19 protein-coding genes are annotated in these 21593 nt (G+C 68.6%); 13 read left to right on the top strand and 6 right to left on the bottom strand.

Annotated elements, in window-relative coordinates; translation table 11 throughout:
* The first annotated feature begins 158 nt into the window (after window positions 1–158).
* The 8 genes from MOQ72_RS20065 (at window position 159) to MOQ72_RS20030 (ending at window position 8821) form a co-directional block, all read left to right on the top strand.
* A complete protein-coding gene (locus MOQ72_RS20065; protein ID WP_242185417.1) occupies window positions 159–1157 on the top strand; it encodes an ornithine cyclodeaminase family protein in 999 nt (332 codons plus the stop codon).
* Complete coding sequence (locus MOQ72_RS20060) at window positions 1154–2572, top strand: dihydroorotase (RefSeq protein ID WP_242185416.1); 1419 nt, start codon at window positions 1154–1156, stop codon at window positions 2570–2572. Before MOQ72_RS20065 ends, MOQ72_RS20060 begins: the two co-directional genes overlap by 4 nt.
* Window positions 2569–3903 (top strand): MmgE/PrpD family protein, encoded by a 1335-nt coding sequence (locus MOQ72_RS45220; protein WP_242185415.1) that lies wholly within the window; start codon window positions 2569–2571, stop codon window positions 3901–3903. Before MOQ72_RS20060 ends, MOQ72_RS45220 begins: the two co-directional genes overlap by 4 nt.
* Before the next feature lie 71 nt (window positions 3904–3974).
* Window positions 3975–4937, top strand: a complete 963-nt coding sequence (locus tag MOQ72_RS20050; RefSeq protein ID WP_242185414.1) for a dihydroorotate dehydrogenase — start codon at window positions 3975–3977, stop codon at window positions 4935–4937.
* On the top strand, window positions 4937–6244 hold the full coding sequence (locus MOQ72_RS20045; RefSeq protein WP_242185413.1) for an MFS transporter: 1308 nt from the start codon (window positions 4937–4939) through the stop codon (window positions 6242–6244). Before MOQ72_RS20050 ends, MOQ72_RS20045 begins: the two co-directional genes overlap by 1 nt.
* Window positions 6241–6717 carry a hypothetical protein gene (locus MOQ72_RS45215; protein WP_242185411.1) on the top strand — a complete coding sequence of 159 codons (477 nt, stop codon included), beginning with the start codon at window positions 6241–6243 and terminating at the stop codon, window positions 6715–6717. The genes MOQ72_RS20045 and MOQ72_RS45215 overlap by 4 nt, the downstream gene beginning before the upstream one ends.
* The gene (locus tag MOQ72_RS20035) at window positions 6714–7976 is read left to right on the top strand and encodes a Zn-dependent hydrolase (protein ID WP_242185410.1); all 1263 of its coding nucleotides are present in this window, start codon (window positions 6714–6716) and stop codon (window positions 7974–7976) included. Before MOQ72_RS45215 ends, MOQ72_RS20035 begins: the two co-directional genes overlap by 4 nt.
* Complete coding sequence (locus MOQ72_RS20030; RefSeq protein WP_242185409.1) at window positions 7973–8821, top strand: iron-sulfur cluster-binding protein; 849 nt, start codon at window positions 7973–7975, stop codon at window positions 8819–8821. Before MOQ72_RS20035 ends, MOQ72_RS20030 begins: the two co-directional genes overlap by 4 nt.
* A gap of 53 nt (window positions 8822–8874) precedes the next feature.
* Here the strand turns inward: MOQ72_RS20030 and MOQ72_RS20025 are convergent, their stop codons facing one another.
* The 3 genes from MOQ72_RS20025 to MOQ72_RS20015 are packed head-to-tail and all read right to left on the bottom strand — an operon-like array spanning window position 8875 to window position 12558.
* Window positions 8875–9360, bottom strand: a complete 486-nt coding sequence (locus MOQ72_RS20025; RefSeq protein WP_242185408.1) for a (2Fe-2S)-binding protein — start codon at window positions 9358–9360, stop codon at window positions 8875–8877.
* Window positions 9353–10204 carry an FAD binding domain-containing protein gene (locus tag MOQ72_RS45210; protein ID WP_242185407.1) on the bottom strand — a complete coding sequence of 284 codons (852 nt, stop codon included), beginning with the start codon at window positions 10202–10204 and terminating at the stop codon, window positions 9353–9355. Before MOQ72_RS45210 ends, MOQ72_RS20025 begins: the two co-directional genes overlap by 8 nt.
* The gene (locus MOQ72_RS20015; protein ID WP_242185406.1) at window positions 10201–12558 is read right to left on the bottom strand and encodes a xanthine dehydrogenase family protein molybdopterin-binding subunit; all 2358 of its coding nucleotides are present in this window, start codon (window positions 12556–12558) and stop codon (window positions 10201–10203) included. The genes MOQ72_RS45210 and MOQ72_RS20015 overlap by 4 nt, the downstream gene beginning before the upstream one ends.
* A gap of 519 nt (window positions 12559–13077) precedes the next feature.
* On the opposite strand from MOQ72_RS20015, the gene MOQ72_RS20010 reads away from it, so the two are divergent.
* A complete protein-coding gene (locus MOQ72_RS20010) occupies window positions 13078–15069 on the top strand; it encodes a hypothetical protein (protein WP_242185405.1) in 1992 nt (663 codons plus the stop codon).
* Window positions 15066–16292: a hypothetical protein gene (locus MOQ72_RS20005; RefSeq protein ID WP_242185404.1), complete on the top strand. Its 1227-nt coding sequence runs from the start codon at window positions 15066–15068 to the stop codon at window positions 16290–16292. Before MOQ72_RS20010 ends, MOQ72_RS20005 begins: the two co-directional genes overlap by 4 nt.
* A 99-nt stretch (window positions 16293–16391) precedes the next feature.
* Here the strand turns inward: MOQ72_RS20005 and MOQ72_RS20000 are convergent, their stop codons facing one another.
* On the bottom strand, window positions 16392–16874 hold the full coding sequence (locus MOQ72_RS20000) for a hypothetical protein (protein ID WP_242185403.1): 483 nt from the start codon (window positions 16872–16874) through the stop codon (window positions 16392–16394).
* Between the two features lie 582 nt (window positions 16875–17456).
* Here MOQ72_RS20000 and MOQ72_RS19995 point away from each other — a divergent pair.
* Entirely contained in the window at window positions 17457–17903 is a 447-nt protein-coding gene (locus tag MOQ72_RS19995; protein WP_242185494.1) for a head GIN domain-containing protein, read from the top strand.
* 266 nt (window positions 17904–18169) lie between these two features.
* Window positions 18170–18745 carry a GNAT family N-acetyltransferase gene (locus tag MOQ72_RS19990; RefSeq protein ID WP_242185402.1) on the top strand — a complete coding sequence of 192 codons (576 nt, stop codon included), beginning with the start codon at window positions 18170–18172 and terminating at the stop codon, window positions 18743–18745.
* A gap of 263 nt (window positions 18746–19008) precedes the next feature.
* On the opposite strand, the gene MOQ72_RS19985 is transcribed toward MOQ72_RS19990, so the two are convergent.
* Entirely contained in the window at window positions 19009–19188 is a 180-nt protein-coding gene (locus MOQ72_RS19985) for a hypothetical protein (RefSeq protein WP_242185401.1), read from the bottom strand.
* 546 nt (window positions 19189–19734) lie between these two features.
* On the opposite strand from MOQ72_RS19985, the gene MOQ72_RS19980 reads away from it, so the two are divergent.
* The gene (locus tag MOQ72_RS19980; RefSeq protein ID WP_242185399.1) at window positions 19735–20781 is read left to right on the top strand and encodes a glucose 1-dehydrogenase; all 1047 of its coding nucleotides are present in this window, start codon (window positions 19735–19737) and stop codon (window positions 20779–20781) included.
* A gap of 231 nt (window positions 20782–21012) precedes the next feature.
* Here MOQ72_RS19980 and MOQ72_RS44555 read toward each other — a convergent pair whose 3' ends face one another.
* The gene (locus tag MOQ72_RS44555) at window positions 21013–21141 is read right to left on the bottom strand and encodes a hypothetical protein (RefSeq protein ID WP_277954373.1); all 129 of its coding nucleotides are present in this window, start codon (window positions 21139–21141) and stop codon (window positions 21013–21015) included.
* Between the last annotated feature and the right edge of the window lie 452 nt (window positions 21142–21593).

Raw genomic sequence — 21593 nt, 5'->3', positions numbered from 1 at the left:
ACGTTTCCTCGGCGTTTCCGCCGGATGACAGGGCTGTCACCGCCAGATCCTAGCTATCCATGCGGATAGGTTGACAAAGCCGCGAGCGGATGTCCATGCTCGTCACCTCGGAACTGGAAAGATGTTTCCAGTCGCGTGCGAGCCGTGGGAAGGAACGCATGTCGCGGATCCTGGACGATCAGACCGTCGATCGGCTGCTGCCGCCGGATGCCGCGCTTGCCGGTGTGCGGACCGCGTTCGAACTCCTCGGCGCCGGTGCCGCGCACGACCAGCCCCGGCAGCGCAGCAGCATGGGCGCGGTCACGCTGAACGTGATGTCCGCTATCGCGCCGACCCTGGACGCGGTCGCGGTGAAGTCGTACCCGGTGGTGCGCCGGGACATCAACCGGGCGAGCGTGATCACGGTGCTGGTCTACGCGCACCGCACCGGGCAGCTGCGCGGCATGGTGCAGGCGGACCTGCTCGGGCAGCGGCGCACCGCGGCCGCATCGGCGCTCGCGACACAGCTGATGGCCCGGCCGGAAAGTGCCACCGCCTGCTTGTTCGGCACCGGATACCAGGCGCCCGCGCAGATCACCGCGTTAACCGAGGTGTTGCCGAAACTGCGCACGGTGCTGGTGGTCGGTCGCGATGCCGAACGAGCGGCGACCACCGCGCGCAGCATCGAGGACGCGCACCCGTGGCTGACCGCGGAAGCTGGCACCAGCGCGGAAACCGCGGTGCCCAGGGCGGACGTGGTGATCACCGCAACAGGCGCGGCCAAGCCGCTGTTCGACGGGGCACTGCTGCGGCCGGGCACGCACATCAACGCCGTTGGCAGCAATCATGCCCGGCGCCGGGAGCTCGACGGTGCGACGTTGCGTCGCGCGGCGCACGTGGTGGTCGACTCCGCTGCCGTCGCCTCCGCCGAGTGCGGTGATCTGCTGGCCAACGGCCTGGACCCGGCCGCTGCAACGGAGTTCGCGAGCGTGCTGTCCGGCGAGGTACCGGCCAGGTCGAGCAGCGACGACATCACCGTGTTCGAGTCGCACGGGCTGGCCATCCAGGACCTCGTCTGTGCCGTCCGGGTGCTTGAGGCCGCGCGAGTCGCCGAGCTGGGCACCGTTATCGACGCATGGTTGCCCGCGTTCGATCGAGATTCGAGGAGAAACCGATGAAGCTGCTTGTCACCAACGGCCAACTCGTCACGCCCGCCGGGCTGCTGCACGCCGATCTGCTGTGCAGCGACGGGGTGATCAGCGCGATCCTCGACCGAGGCACCACAGTGGACAGTGACGAGCGGTACGACGCGGCGGGCAAGCTGGTGTTCCCCGGATTCATCGATCCGCACGTGCACTCCCGCGACCCCGGCCTGAGCCACAAGGAGGACTTCGACCATTCGACGCGTGGTGCGCTCGTCGGCGGGGTGACCACGGTGCTGGAGATGCCCAACGCCATCCCGCCGGTGGATTCGGTCGAGGTCTTCGAGCAGCGCCGCGCGCACCACGAGCAGTCCGCGTGGACCGACTTCGGGTTGTGGGGCCTGTCGCTCGGTGAGTCCAATTTGGACCAGATCGGTCCGCTGTTCGAGGCTGGCGCGGTCGCGGTGAAACTGTTCTGGGGTTACGCCCTGCACCGCGAAACCCGCTCGCTGGTGTACAACATCGGCGACGAGAGGCCGGAGAACCTGCTGATGCCGCCGCCGAACGGGCAGGTGCTGCAGCTGTTCGCGGAGGTCGCCAAGCACGGTGGGGTGCTCGCCGCGCACTGCGAGGACAAGGACGTGCTCGCGACCAGCCAGCATGCGCTCGGCCACCCGATCGAAACGTACGAGGATCTGCTCGCCGCTCGCCCCGCGGTCGCCGAAGCGACCACGATCTCCATCGCCGCACAGTTCGCGAAGGCGACCGGCTGCCGGTTCCACGTAGTGCACCTGGCCTCGGCCATGGGCCTGGACGCCGTGCGTTCGGCGCGGCGCAACGGAATCGCAGTCACCGCGGAGACCTGCCCGCAGTACCTGACGCTGACCGATGCGGACTATCCCAGGGTCGGTCCGGTGATGAAGGTGTATCCGCCGGTGCGCGAGCAGCAGGACCAGGACGCGTTGTGGGCGGGGGTGAACGAGGGCACGATCGTGTCGCTGGGTTCGGATCACGCGCCGCACACCGTCGAGGAGAAGGCACGCGGTTTCGAAACCCAGCCTGCGGGCGCGGTCGGTTGCGAGACGTTCGGCCCCGTCCTGATGGACGCGCTGATCCGCGGCAAGACGACGGCGAGTCGGCTCGCCGAGATCGCCGCCACCGAGACGGCCAGGTTCTACGGGCTCTACCCGCGCAAGGGCGTCATCCGGCCGGGCAGCGACGCCGATCTGGTGATCATCGATCCGGAGCTGCGGCGCACCGTGCGCAACGAGGAGCTGATCGCCAAGCAGCCGGTCAGCCCGTGGCATGGGTTCGAACTGCGCGGTGGGCCGGTCGCCACCATCCTGCGCGGCGAGGTCGTGGTGCGCGATCGCGAGATCGTCGCACCACGGCGCGGGCGGTTCATCCGCGCCGAACACGCTGCGGCGCTCGCCGATCGGCCGAGCACGTGACCGCCGAGGAGCTCGCGGCGTGCGTGGCGGAGTCGATCACGCAGGCGAGCACGCTTTTCATCGGCACGCTCGATGAGCCGGTACGCCGACATGCGGCGCACGTCGTCGCGGACACGATCGGCGTGAGCATCGCAGGTGGTCGCACCGCGGAAATGACCCGGCTGCGGGAAAACGCCGATGAGCTCGGTGGTGCGGTGCCGGGCACCGGCGGTGCGACGGTACTGGTCGCCGGGGCCGCACCGGTGTCGGCGGAGCAGGCCGCGTTCCTGAACGGGGCGGCGGGAGGCTTCCTCGAACTCGACGAAGGCACCCGGCCGACCGGCCATCCCGCGATGCACATCGTGCCAGCGGCGCTGGCAGCGGCCGAGGTTGCGCATCGCCCTGGCACCGAGCTGCTCGAAGCGGTCGTCGCGGGCTATGAGGTCAGCGCCCGGCTGTTCGCCGCGTTCCAGTTGCGCCCGCCGACACATCCGCACGGGCACCTCGCCGGTGTGGGCGCGGCGGTCAGCGTGGCACTGCTGCTGGGCGAGGACCCGGCTGCCGTGGCAGCGATCGCGGCGACCACACCGACGGTTCCGGTGTGGAACGCCTGCTATGCGGGGGCCACCGCGCGCAACACCGCGATGGGCCTGTCCGCGCAGGCGGCGCTGCGCGCGATCCGCCTGCACCGCGCGGGTTTCACCGGGACGCTGGAGTCGGTACCGGCACTTTTCGGCGAAGTGACCGGGAAACCGGTGGACATCGACGCGCTGACCGCCGCCGCGGATCCGGCCCGGCCGCGCATCTTGCGCAACTACTTCAAGCGGCACAGCGCATGCGCGCTGACCCACGGTGCCGTCGATGCGGTGTTGTCCATGCCCGCGGTACCGGTGGACAGCATTCGCTCGGTGGAGGTGCGCACCGTGGCGAACAACCTCAAGCTCGACCGGCAGGCGGCGCCGAACGACCTGTCCGCACGGTTCTCCCTGCCCTACACCGTCGCGGCCGCGCTGACCCGGCGGGAGTCGACGCCCGCCACCTTCGACTACGACCCCACCGTGGCGCGACTTGCTGAGAAGGTGCGCGTCACACTCGCTTCCGAGCTCGACCGCAGCTGGCCGGAGCACGCGCCGACCGAGGTGGTGGTGCACGCGCAGGGCAGTGTGGCGGCGACCGTGCAGGATCCGCGCGGCCACCACCACGACCCGCTGTCCGCGGACGAGTTGCGCGCCAAGTTCACCGATCTCGTCGGGGACATCGCGCCCGAGCTGTGGGACCGGCTGCTCGGCCTTGCCGCGTTGGACGACTGCGCCGAGGCGCTTCGGCCGTTGCGGCTTGTGAAGCCTGTGTAGCAAACCTTGACAGTGCCGTACTCCGGGCGGCACGCTCGCTTACTTCGAAGTGAAAAGAGGTTTCCACTTTGATGGCCGTAGCGGATACCAAAGAAAACGCCCAGCACGACTCCGGCGCGGTCGATCTTTCCGTGCGGCTCGGTGACCTGACGCTGGCCAACCCCGTCATGCCAGCGTCCGGATGCTTCGGAGCGGAGCTGGCGGGCCTGCTGGACGTGCGCACACTCGGCGCGGTGGTGACCAAGACCGTGTTCGCCGAGCCCCGGCCGGGCAACCGGACGCACCGCCTCACCGAAGTCGCGCACGGGATGCTCAACAGCGTCGGCATTCCGAGTCAGGGGGTGGCGAAGTTCCGCCGGTCCGGGCTCGGCGGCCATGCCCAGCTCAGCGTGCCGGTGGTGATCAGCGTCGGCGGGCTGTCCGCGCAGGAGTACTGGCGTGCCACCGAAGAACTCGCTGGCGCGGAGCACGTCGGCCTGGAGGTCAACGTCTCGTGCCCCAACCTGGAACACGGGGGCGCGACGTTGGACGCCGATCTGCACGCGATGCGGCGGGTCGTGGCGGGTGTGATCGCCCGCAGCGACAAGCCGGTGCTGGTGAAGCTCAGCCCGCAGCTCGGGTCGATCGCTGACGCGGCGAAGGCGGCTGAGGACGCGGGCGCGACCGCGGTGACCGTGTGCAACAGCTTTCCGGCACTCGCGGTGGATCTGCGCAGCCGCGGTCCCGCGCTGGGCAATGGCACCGGCGGTCTGTCCGGGCCGTCTGTCAAACCACTCGCGCTGCGGCTGGTCTGGCAGGCCGCGCAGGCCGTGGGCATCCCGGTCGTCGGCTGCGGCGGTATCCGTTCCGCGCGCGATGTGGCCGAGTACCTCGTCGCTGGCGCGACCGCGGTGCAGATCGGCACGGCGACCTTCGCCCGGCCCAACACGATGGCGCACATCGTGGCGGAACTCCCCGCGCTGGTCGCGCAGCTCGGGGCCGCCCGTCTCGCGGATCTCATCGGCACGCTCACCGTCCGACCGGAGGAACACTAATGACGAACGACGAGACGAACACCCAGGCGGTCCGCGACGGCACCGGCCCGGCACCCGGCGACACGGAACAGGTCACTCCGTATGGCCGCAAGGCCGTCTTCGCCGCCACGCTCGGCTATGCGATGGACGGCTACGACCTCCAGATTCTCGGGTTCGCCCTGCCCGCGATCACGTTGAGTCTCGGCCTGTCCACCACTGAGGCGGGACTGCTCGCAACCATCACGCTGATCGGCACGGTCACCGGCGCACTGTTCTTCGGTGCGCTCGCCGACCGGTTTGGACGCGTCCGGGTGCTGACCTACTCGATCCTGCTGTTCGCGATCTTCACCGCGCTGACGGCGTTGTCCCAAGGGTTCGTCGCGATGTCGGTGTTCCGGTTCATCGCGGGGATGGGGATCGGCGGCGAGTTCGGCATCGGCATGGCACTGGCGGCCGAGGCGTTCCCGGCGATCAAACGCGCTCGGGCGACGTCCATGGTGGGGGTGGGCTTCCAGCTCGGCGTCCTGCTCGCCGCGGTGCTTTCCGCACCGGTGATCACCTTGTGGGGCTGGCAGGGCCTGTTCATCATCGGCATCTTTCCCGCGATCGTGGCGGTGATCTTCCGGCTGCGGCTGGCGGAACCGGAGGCGTTCGTGCGGCACCGGCAGGCGGTCGGCGCCGGGCAGGTCAAGCAGAACCCGTTCGCGTTGCTGGTCGCGGACCGGCGGACGTTGCGCACCAGCATCGGCATCGTGATCATCTGCTCGATCCAGAACTTCGGTTACTACGGCATCCTCACCTGGTTGCCCACTTACCTGTCCAAACAGCTCGGACTGAGCATGACCAAGTCCGGGATCTGGACGGCGGTCACGGTGCTCGGGATGATCGCCGGAATCATGATCTTCGGCCAGCTCGCGGACCGGATCGGGCGGCGCCGCTCGTTCTGGATCTTCCAGGCGGGCGCGTGCGTGTCGCTGTTCGTGTACAGCCAGCTGACCTCGCCGACGGCAGTGTTGTTCGGCGGCGCGGTGATGGGTGTGTTCGCCAACGGCATGCTCGGCGGGTACGGCGCGATCATCGCGGAGAACTATCCGACGGCCGCACGGGCGACCGCGCAGAACGTGCTGTTCGGCATCGGCCGCGGGGTCGGCGGGCTCGCGCCGCTGGCCGTCGCACTGGTCGCCGGTTGGCAGGGATTCGGTGCGGCGCTGGGATTCCTGGCGCTGATCTACATCATCGACATGATCGCGATGCTGCTCATCCCGGACCGCCGCGGCGCGCAACTGGATGAAGAGGTGTCGCGAAGCTACCAGGGAGCGTCATCGTGACCAGCACGATTTCTCCGGCGGATGCGTTGCGGACGCTCGGCGTCGCGCAGGACACCTACGGCCGGACGGTGAACACCGCCCGCTCGCCCGGACATGTGGACGTCCTCGGCGAGGTACTGGCCGAAGCGCTGCGCACGGCACAACCCGACACCCTGGTGGTGTGGAACACCTCCGACGAGGCGGTGCTCGTGCACGCGGTCGCGCACTACCTGCGTGCTGGGGTGAGCCGGGTCGCGGAGCTGGAGGGGATCGTCTCCGTCGACGAGGCCGTCACCTCCGGGGCGCGGATCGCGCTGCTCGCCACGCAGTGGAGCGAGCGCAGGCTGGCGACGCTGCGCCGCGTGGTGTCCGGCGCGGGTGCCGAGACGGTCGCGGTGGCCGCGGTCCTGCCGTCGGAGGCACTCGCCGCGGTCACCGATGTGCGCACGGTCGCGCTGCTTTCCGCCGACGAGACGAAGGAGTTCACCCGGTGATCCCGGTCGACCTCGCCGCCGATCAGGCACGGCTGCGCGAGCTCATCGACACCTTCGCCACACTGTCCGAACCGGACAGTGGGCCGGGCGTCACGCGCCTTGCCTACACGCCACTGGAACGGCGCGCGCACGCGGTGTTCGCGGACCGGATGTCCGCACTGGGACTGACCGTGCACAGCGACGCGGCGGGCAACACGATCGCCGAGCTGCCCGGCGACGACCCGGCACTGCCCGCGATCGGCACGGGGTCGCATTTGGACAGTGTGCCGAACGCGGGTTCCTACGACGGGATCGTCGGTGTCTGCGGGGCGATGGAGGCGGCACGGCTGCTGGTGGAACATCGAGTGCGGCACCGGCATCCGGTGCGGTTCGTGGTGTTCGCCGCGGAGGAGGGCGCGCGCTTCGGGCAGGCGTGCACCGGCAGCCGGATCGCGGCTGGCCTGACCGGTGCCGATGACCTGCCGGGCAAGCACGACGCGAACGGTGTCAGCCTCGCCGAGGCGATGGCGAGCGTGGCGCTCGATCCGGCCGCGGTGCACTCGGCACGCTGGGCGCCCGCCGACTGGGCCGCGTTCGTCGAGCTGCACATCGAGCAGGGCGGTGTGCTGGAGGCCGCCGGTGCCCGGATCGGTGTGGTGGACCTGATCTCTGGCAGCACCAGGTTCCGGCTGGAGCTCACCGGTCGCGCCTCGCACAGCGGTGGCACCCCGATGCACCTGCGCGCTGACGCGGTGACCGCCGCCGCGGAGGTCGTCCTGCTCATCGAGGCGTTGGCCAACGACGAACACAACGAGGGCACCCGGGCCACGGTCGGCAAGATCGAGGTGGCACCGGGGTCGATGACGACCATTGCGGGTGCGGCGACGCTGTGGGTCGACGTGCGCGGCACGGACACCGACCGGCAGCGGCGGACCGCACGCGAGATCGTGGCGAAGGCCGAGGAGATCTGCGCGCGGCGGGGCATCGGCCTGCGCACCGAGCACCTGGCCGACACGCCGCCGGTGCGGCTGCCCGCCGAGGTGCGCGATGGGCTGGCTGCGGCCTGCCGGATGCTGGGCCTGGAGCCGCGCGTGCTGCCCAGCGGGGCCAGCCATGACGCCCAGCAGATCAACCACGTCACGCCGACCGGCATGATCTTCGTGCCGAGCAGGGACGGCATCAGCCACGACCCGGCCGAGTGGACGAGCATCGCCGACATCGCGCTGGGCACGACCGCGCTCACCGCGAGCCTGCTGCGGCTGGACGGACGCCTGCCATGAGCCCGGCGGCATCGCTGAAAACCATCGCCGGACCTCGGGCCGCTCCGACGTGGCTGTCCGCGGAGGTGCTGATCAACCGCGCATACACCGACCGCTACCGATTGCTGCGGCTGCATGCGCCGGATATCGCTGGCACCGCCCGGCCGGGCCAGTTCGTCATGATCAGCGCGGCGCGCGAGCACGAACCCGGCCCGGTGCTGCCGCGGCCGATGGCGATCTACACGCGCAACGCGGAAACCGGCACGCTGGACGTCGTCTACGGCGTCGTCGGCGGCGGGACGACGGCGCTGGCCACGTTCGCGCCCGGTGAGCGGCTGGTGGTGATCGGGCCGCTGGGGCAGGGGTTCGTGGTCCGGCAGGACACGGATCGCGTGCTGATCATCGGGCGGGGTGTCGGGATCTGTGCCATGACGACGGTCGCGCAGGACCTCGCGGATGGCGTGGACCTGATCGCCGTGCTCAGCGGGCGGAACCCGGCGTCGGTCATCGGCGCGGAGGTGTTCCGCCAGGCGAGCAGCAGCTGGCAGGTGAACGACGCGGACGGCACAAGCGATCCCGGTGTGCTGCACGACCGCCTGGTGCGGGCGTTCGACGATCGCCCGCCACAGCAGATCCTGACCAGTGGCTCGCAGCGGCTGACGCAGCTGAGCGGCGCACTGGCCGCGCGGTGGCACGCGGTGGTGCAGGTCTCCGTTGAGGCGCATATGGCGTGCGGTGTCGGCTACTGCCACGGGTGCCCGGCGGGGACCGGGACCGGTGAGCTGGAAGGAGCACTGGTGTGCCGGGACGGTCCGGTGTTCGAACTCGTTGGAACAGAACGGATGTACGGCGCGGTGGGCGTTTAGCGCTAGTGTCGGCGATCCGCATTGACGTCCACAATGGATAGTCTTTAGAGCGCCTATCCCGTGGTGCGGCCCCAGGCTTGGTTTACGGCGTCGACGATGTGTTGGTATCCGGTGCAGCGGCAGAGGTTCCCGGACAGCAGTTCGCGGACGGATGCGTCGTCGGGGTGATCGTCGGGGTCGGCGGCGGACAGGGTCACGATGAATCCCGGTGTGCAGAAACCACATTGGAGTGCGTGGCAGTCCTTGAACGCCTGTTGCACCGGACTCAGCCCCTGCTCGGGGGTGAGACCTTCCACCGTGGTGACCTCGGTAGCATGAGCCTGCACCGCCAGGGTGATGCAGGAGCGTGCGGGTTCGCCATCGATGAGCACGGTGCAGGCACCGCAGACGCCGTGTTCGCAGCCGACGTGGGTGCCGGTATGGCCGAGGTCGTCGCGCAGGAAGTCGACCAGCAGCCGACGCACCGGGACGCGGCGTTGGACTTCGCGACCGTTGACGGTGAGGGTGATTTCGCGGTGTGTGGTCGGGCCGTCAGTCATGCGCCACCTGCTCCAGAGCTCGCTGTGCGGCCACGCGCAGTGCGGCGCGGCGGGTCATGGGATCGGCGTGGATGTCGCCGGGTGGGGTGGTGGCGTCAGCGGCGGCTTGGGCTGCGGCGTTGATGGTTTCGGTGTTCAGCGGCCGCCCGCGCAGCGTCTCTTCGGCTTCGCGGAGTCGCTGAACTGTGCCGCCGATTCCGAGACCGGCCAAGCGGGCCTGGATCACGGTGTCGCCGTCGAATTCCAGCGCCGCGGCGATACCGGCAATGGCGAAATCCCCGGTTCTTCGGGTGATTTCGGCGAATCCGCAGCGGGTGGTACCCCGGATCGGAAGGCGCACCTCGGTGAGGATTTCGTCGGCGGCCAATGAAGTCTGGTAGGGCGCGAGGAACAGCTCGGCGGTGGGGATGGTGCGTCGACCGCCAGTGCCGATCGCCACTACCTCGGCGCCCAGGGCGCACGCGGCCGCGCACAGCTCCGCTGCTGGATCTGCGTGGGCCAGCGAGCCGCCGACCGTGCCGCGGGAGCGGATCTGGCGGTGGCCGACGTGGCGTAGCGCTTGCCCGAGCAGCGGACAGGTCTGCTGGACCAGCCGCGAGGTCTCGGCGGCCCGCTGCCGCACGCCCGCCCCGATGACCAGTACATCGTCCTCGCGGCGCAACTCGGTCAACTCCGACAGGTGGCCGATGTCGACCAGGATGCTGGGGCGGGCGAGCCGGAAGTTCATCATCGGCAGCAGACTTTGCCCGCCAGCGAGGATTTTCGCGTCCTCGTCGGCGGCGAGCAGCCGCACCGCTTCGTCGAGCGTTTCGGGGCGGGCGTGCTGGAACGGTGGCGGCTTCACGACCTGGCCTCCTCGATCAGCTGTCGCACCACCGAGGGGGTCAGCGGAGTGGTGTTGATGTCGGCCACGCCCAGCGGTTCCAGGGCGTGTTCGACGGCGCGCACGATCGCCGCTGGCGGGCCGATGATGCCCGCTTCGCCCGCACCTTTGACGCCGAAGGCGGTTTCGGGTGCGGGGCTGCAGAGTTCTTCGGTGTCGATGTCGGGGATTTCGCAGGCGGTGGGTAGCACGTAGTCCATGAACGTGGTGGCCAGTGGTTGGCCCTCGTCGTAGGGCAGCTGCTCGTAAAGAGTGCCGCCGATTCCCTGTGCGACACCGCCGTGGATCTGGCCAGCGACGGTCTGCGGATTGATGATGCGCCCGCAGTCGTGCACGACCGCGTACCGCACTACCTGCACCACGCCGGTCGTGGGATAGACCTTGACGACCGCGGCGTGCGTGGCGTTGGTGTAGCTGGCCGAGGCGTTCATCTTGCCGTCGGGACGCGGCTGGTGGTCCATTCCGGGCGGTTCGTAGCTCGCCCGCGCGTCGAGTCCAGGTTCGACACCCGGCGGCAAGTCGAAGGTGCGGGTCAGCGCCACCCGTGCCACCCGTTCCCAGGGCACCGAGCTGCCGGGGCTGCCGCGCACCTGGAACCCGCCGCCAGTCAGTTCCAGGTCCTCCGGGGCGGCTTCCAGCAGATGCGCGGCGATTTCAGTCCCCTTGCGCCGCAACACTTCGGCGGCCTGCGCGATCGCACCCCCGGCGACGATGGTGCTGCGGCTGGCCCAGCTGCCCAGACCGAACGGAGCGATATCGGTGTCGCCCATCACCACTCGTACCTGCTCCATCGGCAGGGCCAACTCCTCGGCGACGAGGGTGGCCACCATGGTGTGCGCGCCCTGCCCCATGGCGGAGATGCCCACCGCCACGGTTACGCCGCCGTCCGCGTCGAAGCGCAGGTCCGCGGAGTCCTGCCCACTCCAGCTGCCGGTGATCGAGAAGGCGCTGGCTGCCACGCCTTCGATGTAGGTGGCGTAGCCGACGCCGAGGTGCGCGCCGGGTTCGGCGCGTTCGCGTTCGGAGGCGAGCAGTTCTTCGCCGATCTCGACAGCGCGGTCGAAGGCCCTCCGGTGGCTGCCCGAGTCCAGTCGCGCACCCGCGGCGGTTTCGTAGGGCAGCTCGTGCGGTCCGATGATCATCCGGCGGCGTAGTTCGAGTGGATCGATGTCCAGTTCGCGGCCTATCTTGTCCACCAGTCGTTCGATGGCGAAAGTGCCTTCCGGCATTCCGAAACCGCGGTAGGCGCCCAACGGCGTCTTGTTGGTGACCACGCCTTGGACCGCTACGCATTGGTGCGGAATCCGGTAGGGCCCGCACAGCGATCCGACGGCCACCATGCTGGGGCCGAACCCGCCGGGGAACATCTCACCGGAACCCAGGTCGGTGCGGATCCGCCCGCGCAGGGCCGCTATGGTGCCGTCGTCGCGAACCGCGGCGGACAGGTCGATGCGCATGTCGCGCGCGTGGCAGGCGGAGATCAGGTGTTCGTGGCGGTCCTCGATCCAGCGCACCGGGCGGTGCAGCCGCATCGCCAGCCACGGGATCACGTAGTCCTCGGGATAGATCTCGTTCTTCTGACCGAACCCGCCACCGACGTCGGGCGTGATCACCCGGATGTCGCGTTCGGGCAGCCCCAGCACGCTGGCCAGCATCGACCGCGTTAGGAAAGCAGCTTGGGTGGAGGTCCACACCGTCAGCCGCCCGTCGCGGTATTCGGCCAAGACCCCGCGGGGTTCCAGTGGAACGGCCGCGTGGCGGTGGGTGGTGTAGGTGCCGCTGACCACGCGCAGCCGCTCGAACGCCTCGTCCACGGCCTTGTTCTCGGGAGCCAGGGACAGCAGGAGGTTGTCGCGCCACTCCGGGTAGAGCAGTGGCGCGTCGGCGCTGAGGGCCGCCTCAACGGTGTCCACGGTGGGCAGTGGTTCGAGGTCGACGTCGACCAGTTCGGCGGCGTCTTCCGCGAGGTAGCGATCGTCGGCGACCACCACCGCCAGCGGGCGGCCGACGTAGCGGACTCGGTCCCGTGCCAGCGGGAAGTGGTGCACCGGGCGGACCCACGGCATCGGGTCCGCAACCGCGTGGACGTCGAGGTCCGAACCCCTGAACGCCGCGTGCACCCCGGGTGAATCCAGCGCAGCTGACGCATCGACGCGGACCACCTGCGCGTGCGGAAGCTCGCTGCGGACGAATGCGGCCTCCACCACGCCCGGCAGGACCACGTCGGCGACGTAGCGGCCGCGCCCGGTGACCAGCCGGTCGTCCTCGATGCGCGGTACCCGAACACCCAGCAGCGTCGGGCGCGTGCTTTGCATTGGTCGCACCATCTGGCCTCCCGGTCACTGCCCGCGGCGGGAGTCGCCTTCCCTGCGGTGCTCGCAGCAAGAGACCCGGTGGCGGCGGTCACAGTGGCGCTCCCTCGGGTAGCCTGCTGCAACCCGGGTTCGCGTGCAATCCACCGGAAGAACGGCTCCCGCGCGCACGCGCGCGGTCCCCATCGCGTTCATCAGTGACGACCGAGCCTGGCAGGACTCGCGCGGTCATCGAATCAACCCAAAACCGACCACGAGATCCACCTGCAGTGCGATCGGTCAGGTACGCCATGCCACCACGTGATTCAGCCGTCAACATCCCGAATGTGCGGACCTGAACACATGTCTCGTTGAGTTCGGACGGAGGTCGCTCCCAGGGCGCCTCAGCCTCGCGAAACTGGTTGCGGAACGAAGTCTTGATCGGCATCATGGCGCTGTGAGTACACGGAGGGATGACATGACCGCCGCCGCGTGAGCGCGCCGCACGAGCCGCGAGCCGTCGAGCCCGGCACCATGTCATCAATGTCCTTCTGGGACAAGTTCGAATCGCTGCCGTTCCCGGCCCGGATGCGCGCTCTGGCTGAGCACGCCCTGGCGTTGTCGGAAAGCGAGTACGCCGCGGTTCGCCGTGCGTTGGACGCAGCTGGGGATCATGAGCGCCACATCGCCCTGCACTTGGCTGTGGTGCGCCGCGACCTGGACTTCGTCGAGCGGGCGCTGGCCGATCCCGTCCTGCGCCCACGCGCGTTGGCCGCGACTGTTCGTCTGCCGATCCCGGATTCGCCGCTGGCCGAACTCGTCGTGCGGGGAGCACCGCGGGATCGGGTTGCCGTGTACGGCGTTCTGCGGCGGTCGCGCCGTCGGGCACTCGCCGACGAGTTGATCGCGGAGGTTCACCGGCGGCACGGTCCCGGAGACGCCGCCGCACTCCTGCCCGCCTGTTCACCGGAGGTCGTCGCACGCTGGCTTCCCGAAGTCGGCGCAGGGGTGGGTGTGCTGCACCGGCTCGTCCGCAACGCACCTGCCGCTGTGGCGGAGTACGTCGCAGGCGAAGCTGCCGACCGCGATGGGCAGGAGCTGTCGAGGTGGTTGCGCGGACACCGGAATCTGCTGGCCCTGCTTGCGACCGAAAAGCCGTTGGTCGTCGCCCGGCTGTTGCGGGACCAGCCGAGGGTCTGCTCGATGCTCACGCGCGACCCGCGGCTGACTGGGGCGCTGTTGTCCGAGCCAGCGGAGCTGCTGCGCTGGGACGGCCGAACGCTGCTGCGCTCCCTCGGGTATGAAGGCGTCACGTTGCCCGCGGTCGCACGGCGGGCAATCGCGGCGCTGAGCGTCGACCAAATCGCGAACCTGTTGTCCTGGTTCGGACGCGGCCCGGGGCGCGCCTGCCTGCTGCGCGCACTGCCGATCCAGATCCGGCGGCAGGTCGTGGAGCTGGCTCATCCGGGCGAGCAGCTGACAGCCACCATCGCGGTCGGCGAACTGCGGGAATTGCCTGATCCGGACCGGATCGAGCTGGCGCGCCGGATTCTGGCCGAGAGCAGAAGCGAGCGCTCCTGGCGCCATTTGGAGATCACCGGGGCCCTGCCCTACAGCGAGGCCGCCGCACCGCTGCTGGAAGCCACGTCCAGCCACCGCTACCAGGAACGTCGCGTCGCCTGGGCGACGCTGCTGACCTGCGCGGTGGCCGAGCGCGATCCGGACGCGTTCACCGAAGCCCTCCGTGCCGCCAGGCGCGCCTGGTCCGACCAGGACGTGGTCCGCGCCTCCGCCCTGCGCCCGGTCGCCGACGCACCAGCCCGGCTGTTGTCCGCCGTGCCGCTGGAGGTGGTGCGGGAAGCGGTGGTCGCTACGGTCGCGTCCCGCGACGCCACTCGGGAGACCTTCGTCCTGGTGTCGCGGTGGCTGGTGCGTTCCCTCACCGGCGCGCTGGCTCGCGGACTCGCGGAGCGGGTCACAACTCTCCAGGGGCTGGCCGCCCGGTTGCATGCAGATCCGAGATCACCCGGTCAGTTCTCCGCACAACACCAAGTCACCGCTGGTCCGCAGTTGTGGGCCGAGTTGCGCGAGCGAGTGCTGCACGATGCCCGCAGCGGCCGGTACTCAGCGGCGTTGCGGGTTGCCGGGTTGTTCGGCGAAAAGCTGGCTTCCGCACCTGAACTCGAAGCGCTGATCGGCGAAATCGCCCGCACCGCAGCGAATCCGGCGGACGCAGCAGCAGCGGCGCGGCGATGGGTCGCCGACCCCGCCACACGGGACCAGCGCGTCGGCGAACTCGTCGCGCACGATCCGCGCTCGGCAGGGCCGACGTGCTCTGGCAGGTCGTTTCGACCCGCCGGACCGACCTGCTCGACCGCTTGCTGGAGACCGGCGAACCGTTGCCTGCCGTGCCGCCCAGTCGGCTCGGCAGATGGACGCCGACGCAGTCGGCCGCTATCGAGGCGCACGCCGCGGCTGTGGCCCACGATCCGGAAACCGGTTTGCGGGAACGGGAATCCGCAGCGGGATTCGTGACCGATCCGAACACTTTGACGTCGATCGCGGAAACCGCTGCGCAGCCCGTGGCCGCAGCCGCGCTGATCGCATTGGGATCCACCGATCCCGAGCAGGCGCTGCCGGTGTTGCTCCACCACGCGGGCGGACCGGCCGGACCCGCCGCTCGTGCCGCAGTGCGCGCACTCGGGGCGGCACTGGATTCCCTGCCCGACGGCGCAGCCATCGAAAGCCTCGGCCCGGTGCTGGTCAACGGCTCGGTCGGCGCCGCGAGAGAAGCGGCGAGGCTGTTGGGCGACCGTCGTCCCGCCGGGGCTGTCGACGTGCTCGTGGAGGCGTGGGCCGCCGCCCGGCACGACGACGTCCGAGCGGCCACGGCCGCTGCTCTGGTCGGGTTCCTGGGCGAGGACGACCGCGTTCCGGTGGTGGTAGCCGAGGCGATCCGCTCGCCCGCGCGCGTGCGCGATGTCGTTCTCGCGGTGCCGCCGAGCCGCCTCGCACCCGGTCAGCGCCCGGTCCTGGCCCAGGTCCTGGCCGATGTCCTCACCAGCGACCCCGACGTGCCTGCTGCCGTCGCCACTGCCTACGCCGCCTGGTGGAAGCACGCCCCGGACGCGATCGACGAACTTCCCCGGCTGGTCTCGGCAGATGCTCCGCAGGAGCTGTTCCAGACGGTGTCCGCGTTGGTCGCCCACCGGCACCGGGCGCTGGCGGCCCTGGTCGACCGGCTGGTCACCGACATCACGGCCGGTGATCCGACTGCCTGGCACCGCCTCGCGGAACTGGTGGCGCACCGAACGCACATGGCGATTCCCGAACCTGACATCGAGCGCGAGACCACCAGGTGCAGGATCCTGATCAACGCGTGTCGCGCCGTGGGGATGCACGCGGCGACCGTACCGTTGCTGCGGCACCTGGCGTCCCGGTCACTGGACGGCCCGCCCGACTTCGCCATCTGGGACGAGCTGATCGCGGCCGTGGACGAACGCCCGCACCGCTGGCGCGACCAATCCTGGCAGGTGGCGAGAACGCCGCTGGACCCCGACACCACCCTGGCCGTCGTCGAGCACCTGATCGGCCGCGCCGGATCGGTGCCGGGGCTCCTGGCGGGCCAGCTGCTCACCGAGGCGGCACGTCGAACCGGCTGGACCCCGGCGTGCGCGGAACGGCTCGAAGCCCTGCGCCGCCACGTCGACCCGGACGTCAGGGAAGCAGCCCGCTCGATCCGCACGACCTACCGCTGAGAAGGGGAGACCCCGGAGCGTGTCCAACAAGTTCCCGGGCAGCACCGGGGAAGACCCTGTCCGCCACTCCGCCGGGCGATGGCACCAACGACCTGGTCGTCAACCGGTCGACGGTTCTCGGAGTTGGTCCCACCGCTCTTTCACGGCGACGTGCGAGGGGAGCAGCCGCAGGAGCGCTTGGCCCAGTGCGGGATCGTGGTAGCAGACGACCGATTTGCTTCCACCGCGCCATTCCAACCGCAGCGATGTCTCCTGGTAGCCGCTCGCGGTGTCGCCGGTGTGCTCGATCCACACCGCTCGCACGTTGGCGATGTGCACCGTCCGCACGTCCGCGCGGCGTTCCAGTCGGACCTGGGACTCGGTGAACTCGACCGCCCGAACGACGTGCCTGCTCCTGATCAGACCGCCGCAGACGGTGAGGAGCAGCAGCCCGAAGAACACGAGCAGGTCCCAGGGGTATCCGGGGTGGGAGGGTCCCTGGAGACCCACGTACACCAGCCCGACGATCCACATCAGTCCGAATCCCACCCCGGCGGCCGGGAAGTAGGGGACCTCGCAGCGCACCGACTGATCCGTGCCCATCCTCATACCGTGACCGCGAGATCAAAATCTCGCAACCACCGGCGAGGTTCTGGCTGTCCAGAGGTACGCCGGGTCTTCCCACCGCGGGCCGACCGATCACGAGATGTGGGGAGGTCGGCTCTGGCGCGGTTTCCGTGGCTGGGCCCTAGTACGACAGTCGGACTTCGTCCGCTGGTACGCAGCCACGCGGTCAGTTCGCCAGGACCCGTTCAAGCGTGGCGTAGCCAGCTGATTCCCAGGTCGGTTTGCTGGCCTGCAACGACTTTCGTCGTCCGACAGCGACTCGTGATTGCCGTGCATCGATAGACACTTCCGTCCCAAACGGTCCATTTCTTACCTCGATCATCACCCGCCTCCCCTGTAGCGGATCCGAAGTCTCCCGACGAATTCCGTGCACGGCAAGGAAAGCTCCTGTCTGCTTGAACACAGTCCATTTGGGATTACCAAAGGGATCTCGGCGGTTGATCGGTACGCGAGATCGCAAACGGGTCTCGCGGCCACCAAGCCGATGACATGACTCGGTTATGCCATCCGTCACCTGGTGACGCGTTTCGATGATCCAAAATAATGAGGTCAATTCTGATGCGTAAGATCAACCGTGTTTTGGTCGCAGGAGCCCTCGCGCTCCCACTCGGGCTCGGAATCGCTGGCGTCGCCTCGGCCGAGACCACCCCGGCGACCGACGCCCACGCCTCCAGCGAGGCATCGGCCCAGATCAATGGACGAGGCTCTGCCGAAGCCAACAGCCAGGCATCCGCCAACATCAGCGGACGGGGCTCGGTCAACGCCAGCAGCAACGCATCCGCCAACGTCAGCGGGCGCGGCTCCGCCGAAGCCAGCAGCAACGCATCGGTGCAGATCCACGACCGCGACGACGGCTGGAACAACGGCTACTGGAACAACCGCGACCAGTGGAACTACCAGTGGCACAACGGCTACTGGGGCGCCGACCACAAATGGCACGCCGGTTACTGGACCAGCTACCACTTCCACGCTGGCCAGGACAAGCCCTACTTCCCGAACCACTGAATAACCGAAATCAGCGCGCACATCGCACGCTGAGCGTCGGATAACACAAGTGGTGGGTTCTCCGCACCCGGCGAGAACCCACCACATTCCGATTCCCACCCGATCTTTCCGAAGCGGACGCGCATCGAGGGTTCCCTCCGCCTCGGCGGCGATCGTTTTCCGTTGTTGAAGCACGGTTTTCAGGCCCTCGGCCAGCCGAGGAAGCACACCCAGGTCCGCGCGGGGTTGGCGGGACAGGGGCAGCAGCGGCGGTTATCGTGGGATTTATGGGGCAGCGGCTGGTTACGGACCGGTTGGTCCTGCGGACCTGGCACATCGACGACGCGCAGGCGGCGCTGGACGTCTTCGGACACGTCGAGGTGGCCCGTTGGCTGAGCCCGATCATGGAACGCGTTCCCGACGTCACCGCCATGCGCCTGCTGCTACGGCAGTGGATCGCCGAGGACATGAGGGCACTTCCACCTGCCGGACACTGGTGCGTCCAGCGGCGCGAGGACGACCGCGTGATCGGTGGTGCGACGCTGCTGCCATTGCCACCCAGCAACCAGGACCTCGAAATCGGCTGGCAACTGCACCCGGATGCCTGGGACTACAGCTATACCAGCGAGACGATGTTCGTCTTGGCGCGGTGGGCGTTCCAACACGAGATCGACGAGCTGTTCGCGGTGGTCCACCCCGACAACGTCCGTGCCGCTGAAACGGTGCGTCGCAACGGCATGGAATGGGCTGGCGAGACCGGCAAGTATTTCGGCCAGGTCATGCAGCTCTACCGCCTCCGGCCAGCAGACCTCGACTGGTCGGCGCCCCCGGCGGAGCTTCCTCCGAACATCGAGGCGCACTGACACCACATCAGCGAGACCGCTGACCGGTGATTTTCTCCTTTCCTGCCTTGGCGGGCGTAACGTTGCGGGCAGCCGGTTGAGCGCGAGCTGATTGCCCCAGTGAACGACTGGGCTGCTCCCACCTCACTCGTCTTCGAGCGGAGAGTTCTTGGTGCTGTTTCCCGGCAGCCCGTACGTACCCAGCCGGTATCCGATCAGGTTGCGGTAGGGCGGTTGGTGCGCCGTGTTCAGCTTCCTGACCTAGCGGCGGGTGTCGGACCATGTCAAGACCGCTGGTTGGCCTCACGTCGGTCGGCGGCGTAGACCGCGGCTGCCGCCTGAGCCAGTTGCGCCCACACCGCGGCTTCGGTCAGGTTCGTCTGTCGGATCTCCTCGGTGGAATGCTCCTTCGCCTGCTGCAGGCACTCCTCGGCTGATCTCGCGTATTCCTCGGGGTGCTTCATGGCGCACTCCTCACCCGATCCGCACTGGCGTGTCCCCAATGCACGCTTACGCACCTCGCCGGAAAGCGTAGCTTGGCAGAGTTCCAGTTGCCTTCTGAAGACATTCGCGTGGCGGATGAGAGCAGAGTTGCCTGTGTGATGGGACGTAGTCGACGAACCCCAGGTCGACAGCTGAGCGCGCTGGGTGCGTTACCCCACTCCCGGGCCGCCGATTGCGGGCGATCGTCCTGATCGGAATGCCTTACGTTGGCGCTACCAACGGCCGTCCGGTCCGCCACGCTGATCACTCGGCACTTGGCAGCGAGCGGGTCGATTTGACCCGCGTCCACAGCGGCAGGATGCACGCCCGTTGGCCATTGACAGCGGCACACCGTGGCGGCCCCATGCGGTGGGCACAAGGCAGGTAACCTTCACTTTGACTCTGTGGCGTCCGGCGCGGATCACGATCTTGATGCCGCGACTTGTTCCGGAGGTTCTGTCGCGTTCTGTCTCGGGCCGCTCTGGTCGTTGCGTTGGTACCAGCCGACGTGAGGAAGGAGCTTGTGGGTGAAGGCCGCCACTGTGGTGCCGGGCAGTCCGGAGTTGTCGGCGGTCACCGAACTGCCCGATCCCGTTCCGCAGCCGGGGCAGTTGCTTGTGCAAGGACTGCTGGTGGGATTCTGCGGTATCGATCGTGATGTCACCGAACGAGCGCACGGCGCCTCACCACCAGGGCGAGACCGCATGGTTCTTTTCCACGAATCCGTCGGTCGGGTGGTCCACGCGCCCGGGATCAGCGGTTTCCAGGAGGGTGACTACGTGGTCGGCGTCGTCCGGCGCCCGGACCCACAGCCGTGCGAGGCGTGTGCCGCTGGGCAGTGGGACTTCTGCCTCAACGGCGAGTACACCGAGCGCGGCATCAAGGAACTGGACGGATTCGGCGCTCAGCAGTGGACGGTCGAGCCCCAATACGCGATCAAGGTCGGCCCTGAGCTCGGTGCGCTGGGAGTCCTGACCGAGCCCGCATCGGTGGTGGCCAAGGCATGGGAACAGGCCGACATGGTCGGTAGACGCGCCTACTTCGCTCCCCGCCACGCCCTGGTGACCAGCGCCGGACCGATGGGTCTGCTCGGCGCTCTGCTCGGCATGCAGCGCGGCTTGGATGTGCACGTCCTCGACGAGGCCACCGAGGGGCCAAAACCCGATCTAGTACGCGCGCTGGGTGCCACTTACCACACCTCGCTGGGCGATCTGCGCTGCAATCCGGACATCGTGATCGAGGCGACCGGATCCGGAAGGGTCGTGTTCGAGGTACTGCAACATACCGCGCGCAATGCCATCACCGTGCTGATTGGTCTCACGGGCCGCCACCGCACCGTCGCCTTTCCTGCGGAGGCGGCGATCGACAACGAGTTGATGCTGGACAACGACGTTGTTGTGAGCAGCGTCAACGCGAATCTGCGCCACTACAACCAGGCCGTGCAGGCGCTGGGCGGCGCGGATCGCAGCTGGCTGGAATCGCTGATCAGCCGCCGGATCCCGCTGTGCGACTGGACCGATGTCTTCGACACGGGCCCTGACGAGTTGAAGGTCGTCGTCGACCTCCAGACTTGACCGATCGATGCGAATACGGCACGGGAGTTCGGCACCACTTGATGCGAAGCTCCAATCCCAAATCCGATGTCAGCCAAGTTGGTCGGGTTCATGAGGTTCCACATCGGACAGTTCGGCGGAACCTGGTTGCGGGCCTGGTGACAGCTGGGGCGCACCCGCGTTTGGCTCGCGGGCTATGTCATGTGGGATGCGCGGTAGTCCTTGCTCCCAGGGGGCACGAGCGCCGACGGTTCACGGCGTCGGGCGGGCGGCCTCGAACGGGTTGCGTAGCTGGTGCATCGTGTCTTCGTCGCGGCGGACCGCAGCTGGGTGGTGTTCGGCCTTGTCGGGCTCGGGTTGCCGGAATCGCACGGAAGGCACGGCGTCTCTGCTGGTGTGACGGGTCTGAACTCGTTCGTCAGCCGTACCGGTCTCGGGCGAGGCATGCGGTTCGCGGGATGGTGCGCCGTGACGCCTTGATCGAAATCTGGTCGAGTCGGTGATGGTGTGCTTCCTCATGGTTTGGTGATGCGAAGACGCTCCAACGCCTTGGCCGTCTCGGCCGCAACGCTGAGCGCACGGGATGTAGTCAGAACGACAAAGCGGGGCCGACTACCGAGCGGATTCGCGTCGAAGGTTGGCGCCGTCACGATTAAGAGCACCCTGGTAATCGGCGTTCAACGTCCACCCGCCGGGCGGCCGCACCGCCCTGGTCACGGAGCCGATCGGAGCACCGATCGGGCATCCTCTGCTTCACCTACCGTACAGCAGTCGCGACCGGCGGTGTCGGTCGTCAGCCGAGCCGCGAGCTGAGAGTGGTAGCGTCGGCAGTG

The organism is Saccharopolyspora soli (assembly GCF_022678645.1).
Lineage (GTDB): Bacteria > Actinomycetota > Actinomycetes > Mycobacteriales > Pseudonocardiaceae > Saccharopolyspora > Saccharopolyspora soli.
Note: the sequence above shows the minus strand (reverse complement) of the source record. Positions and strands in the feature narration are given on the sequence as shown.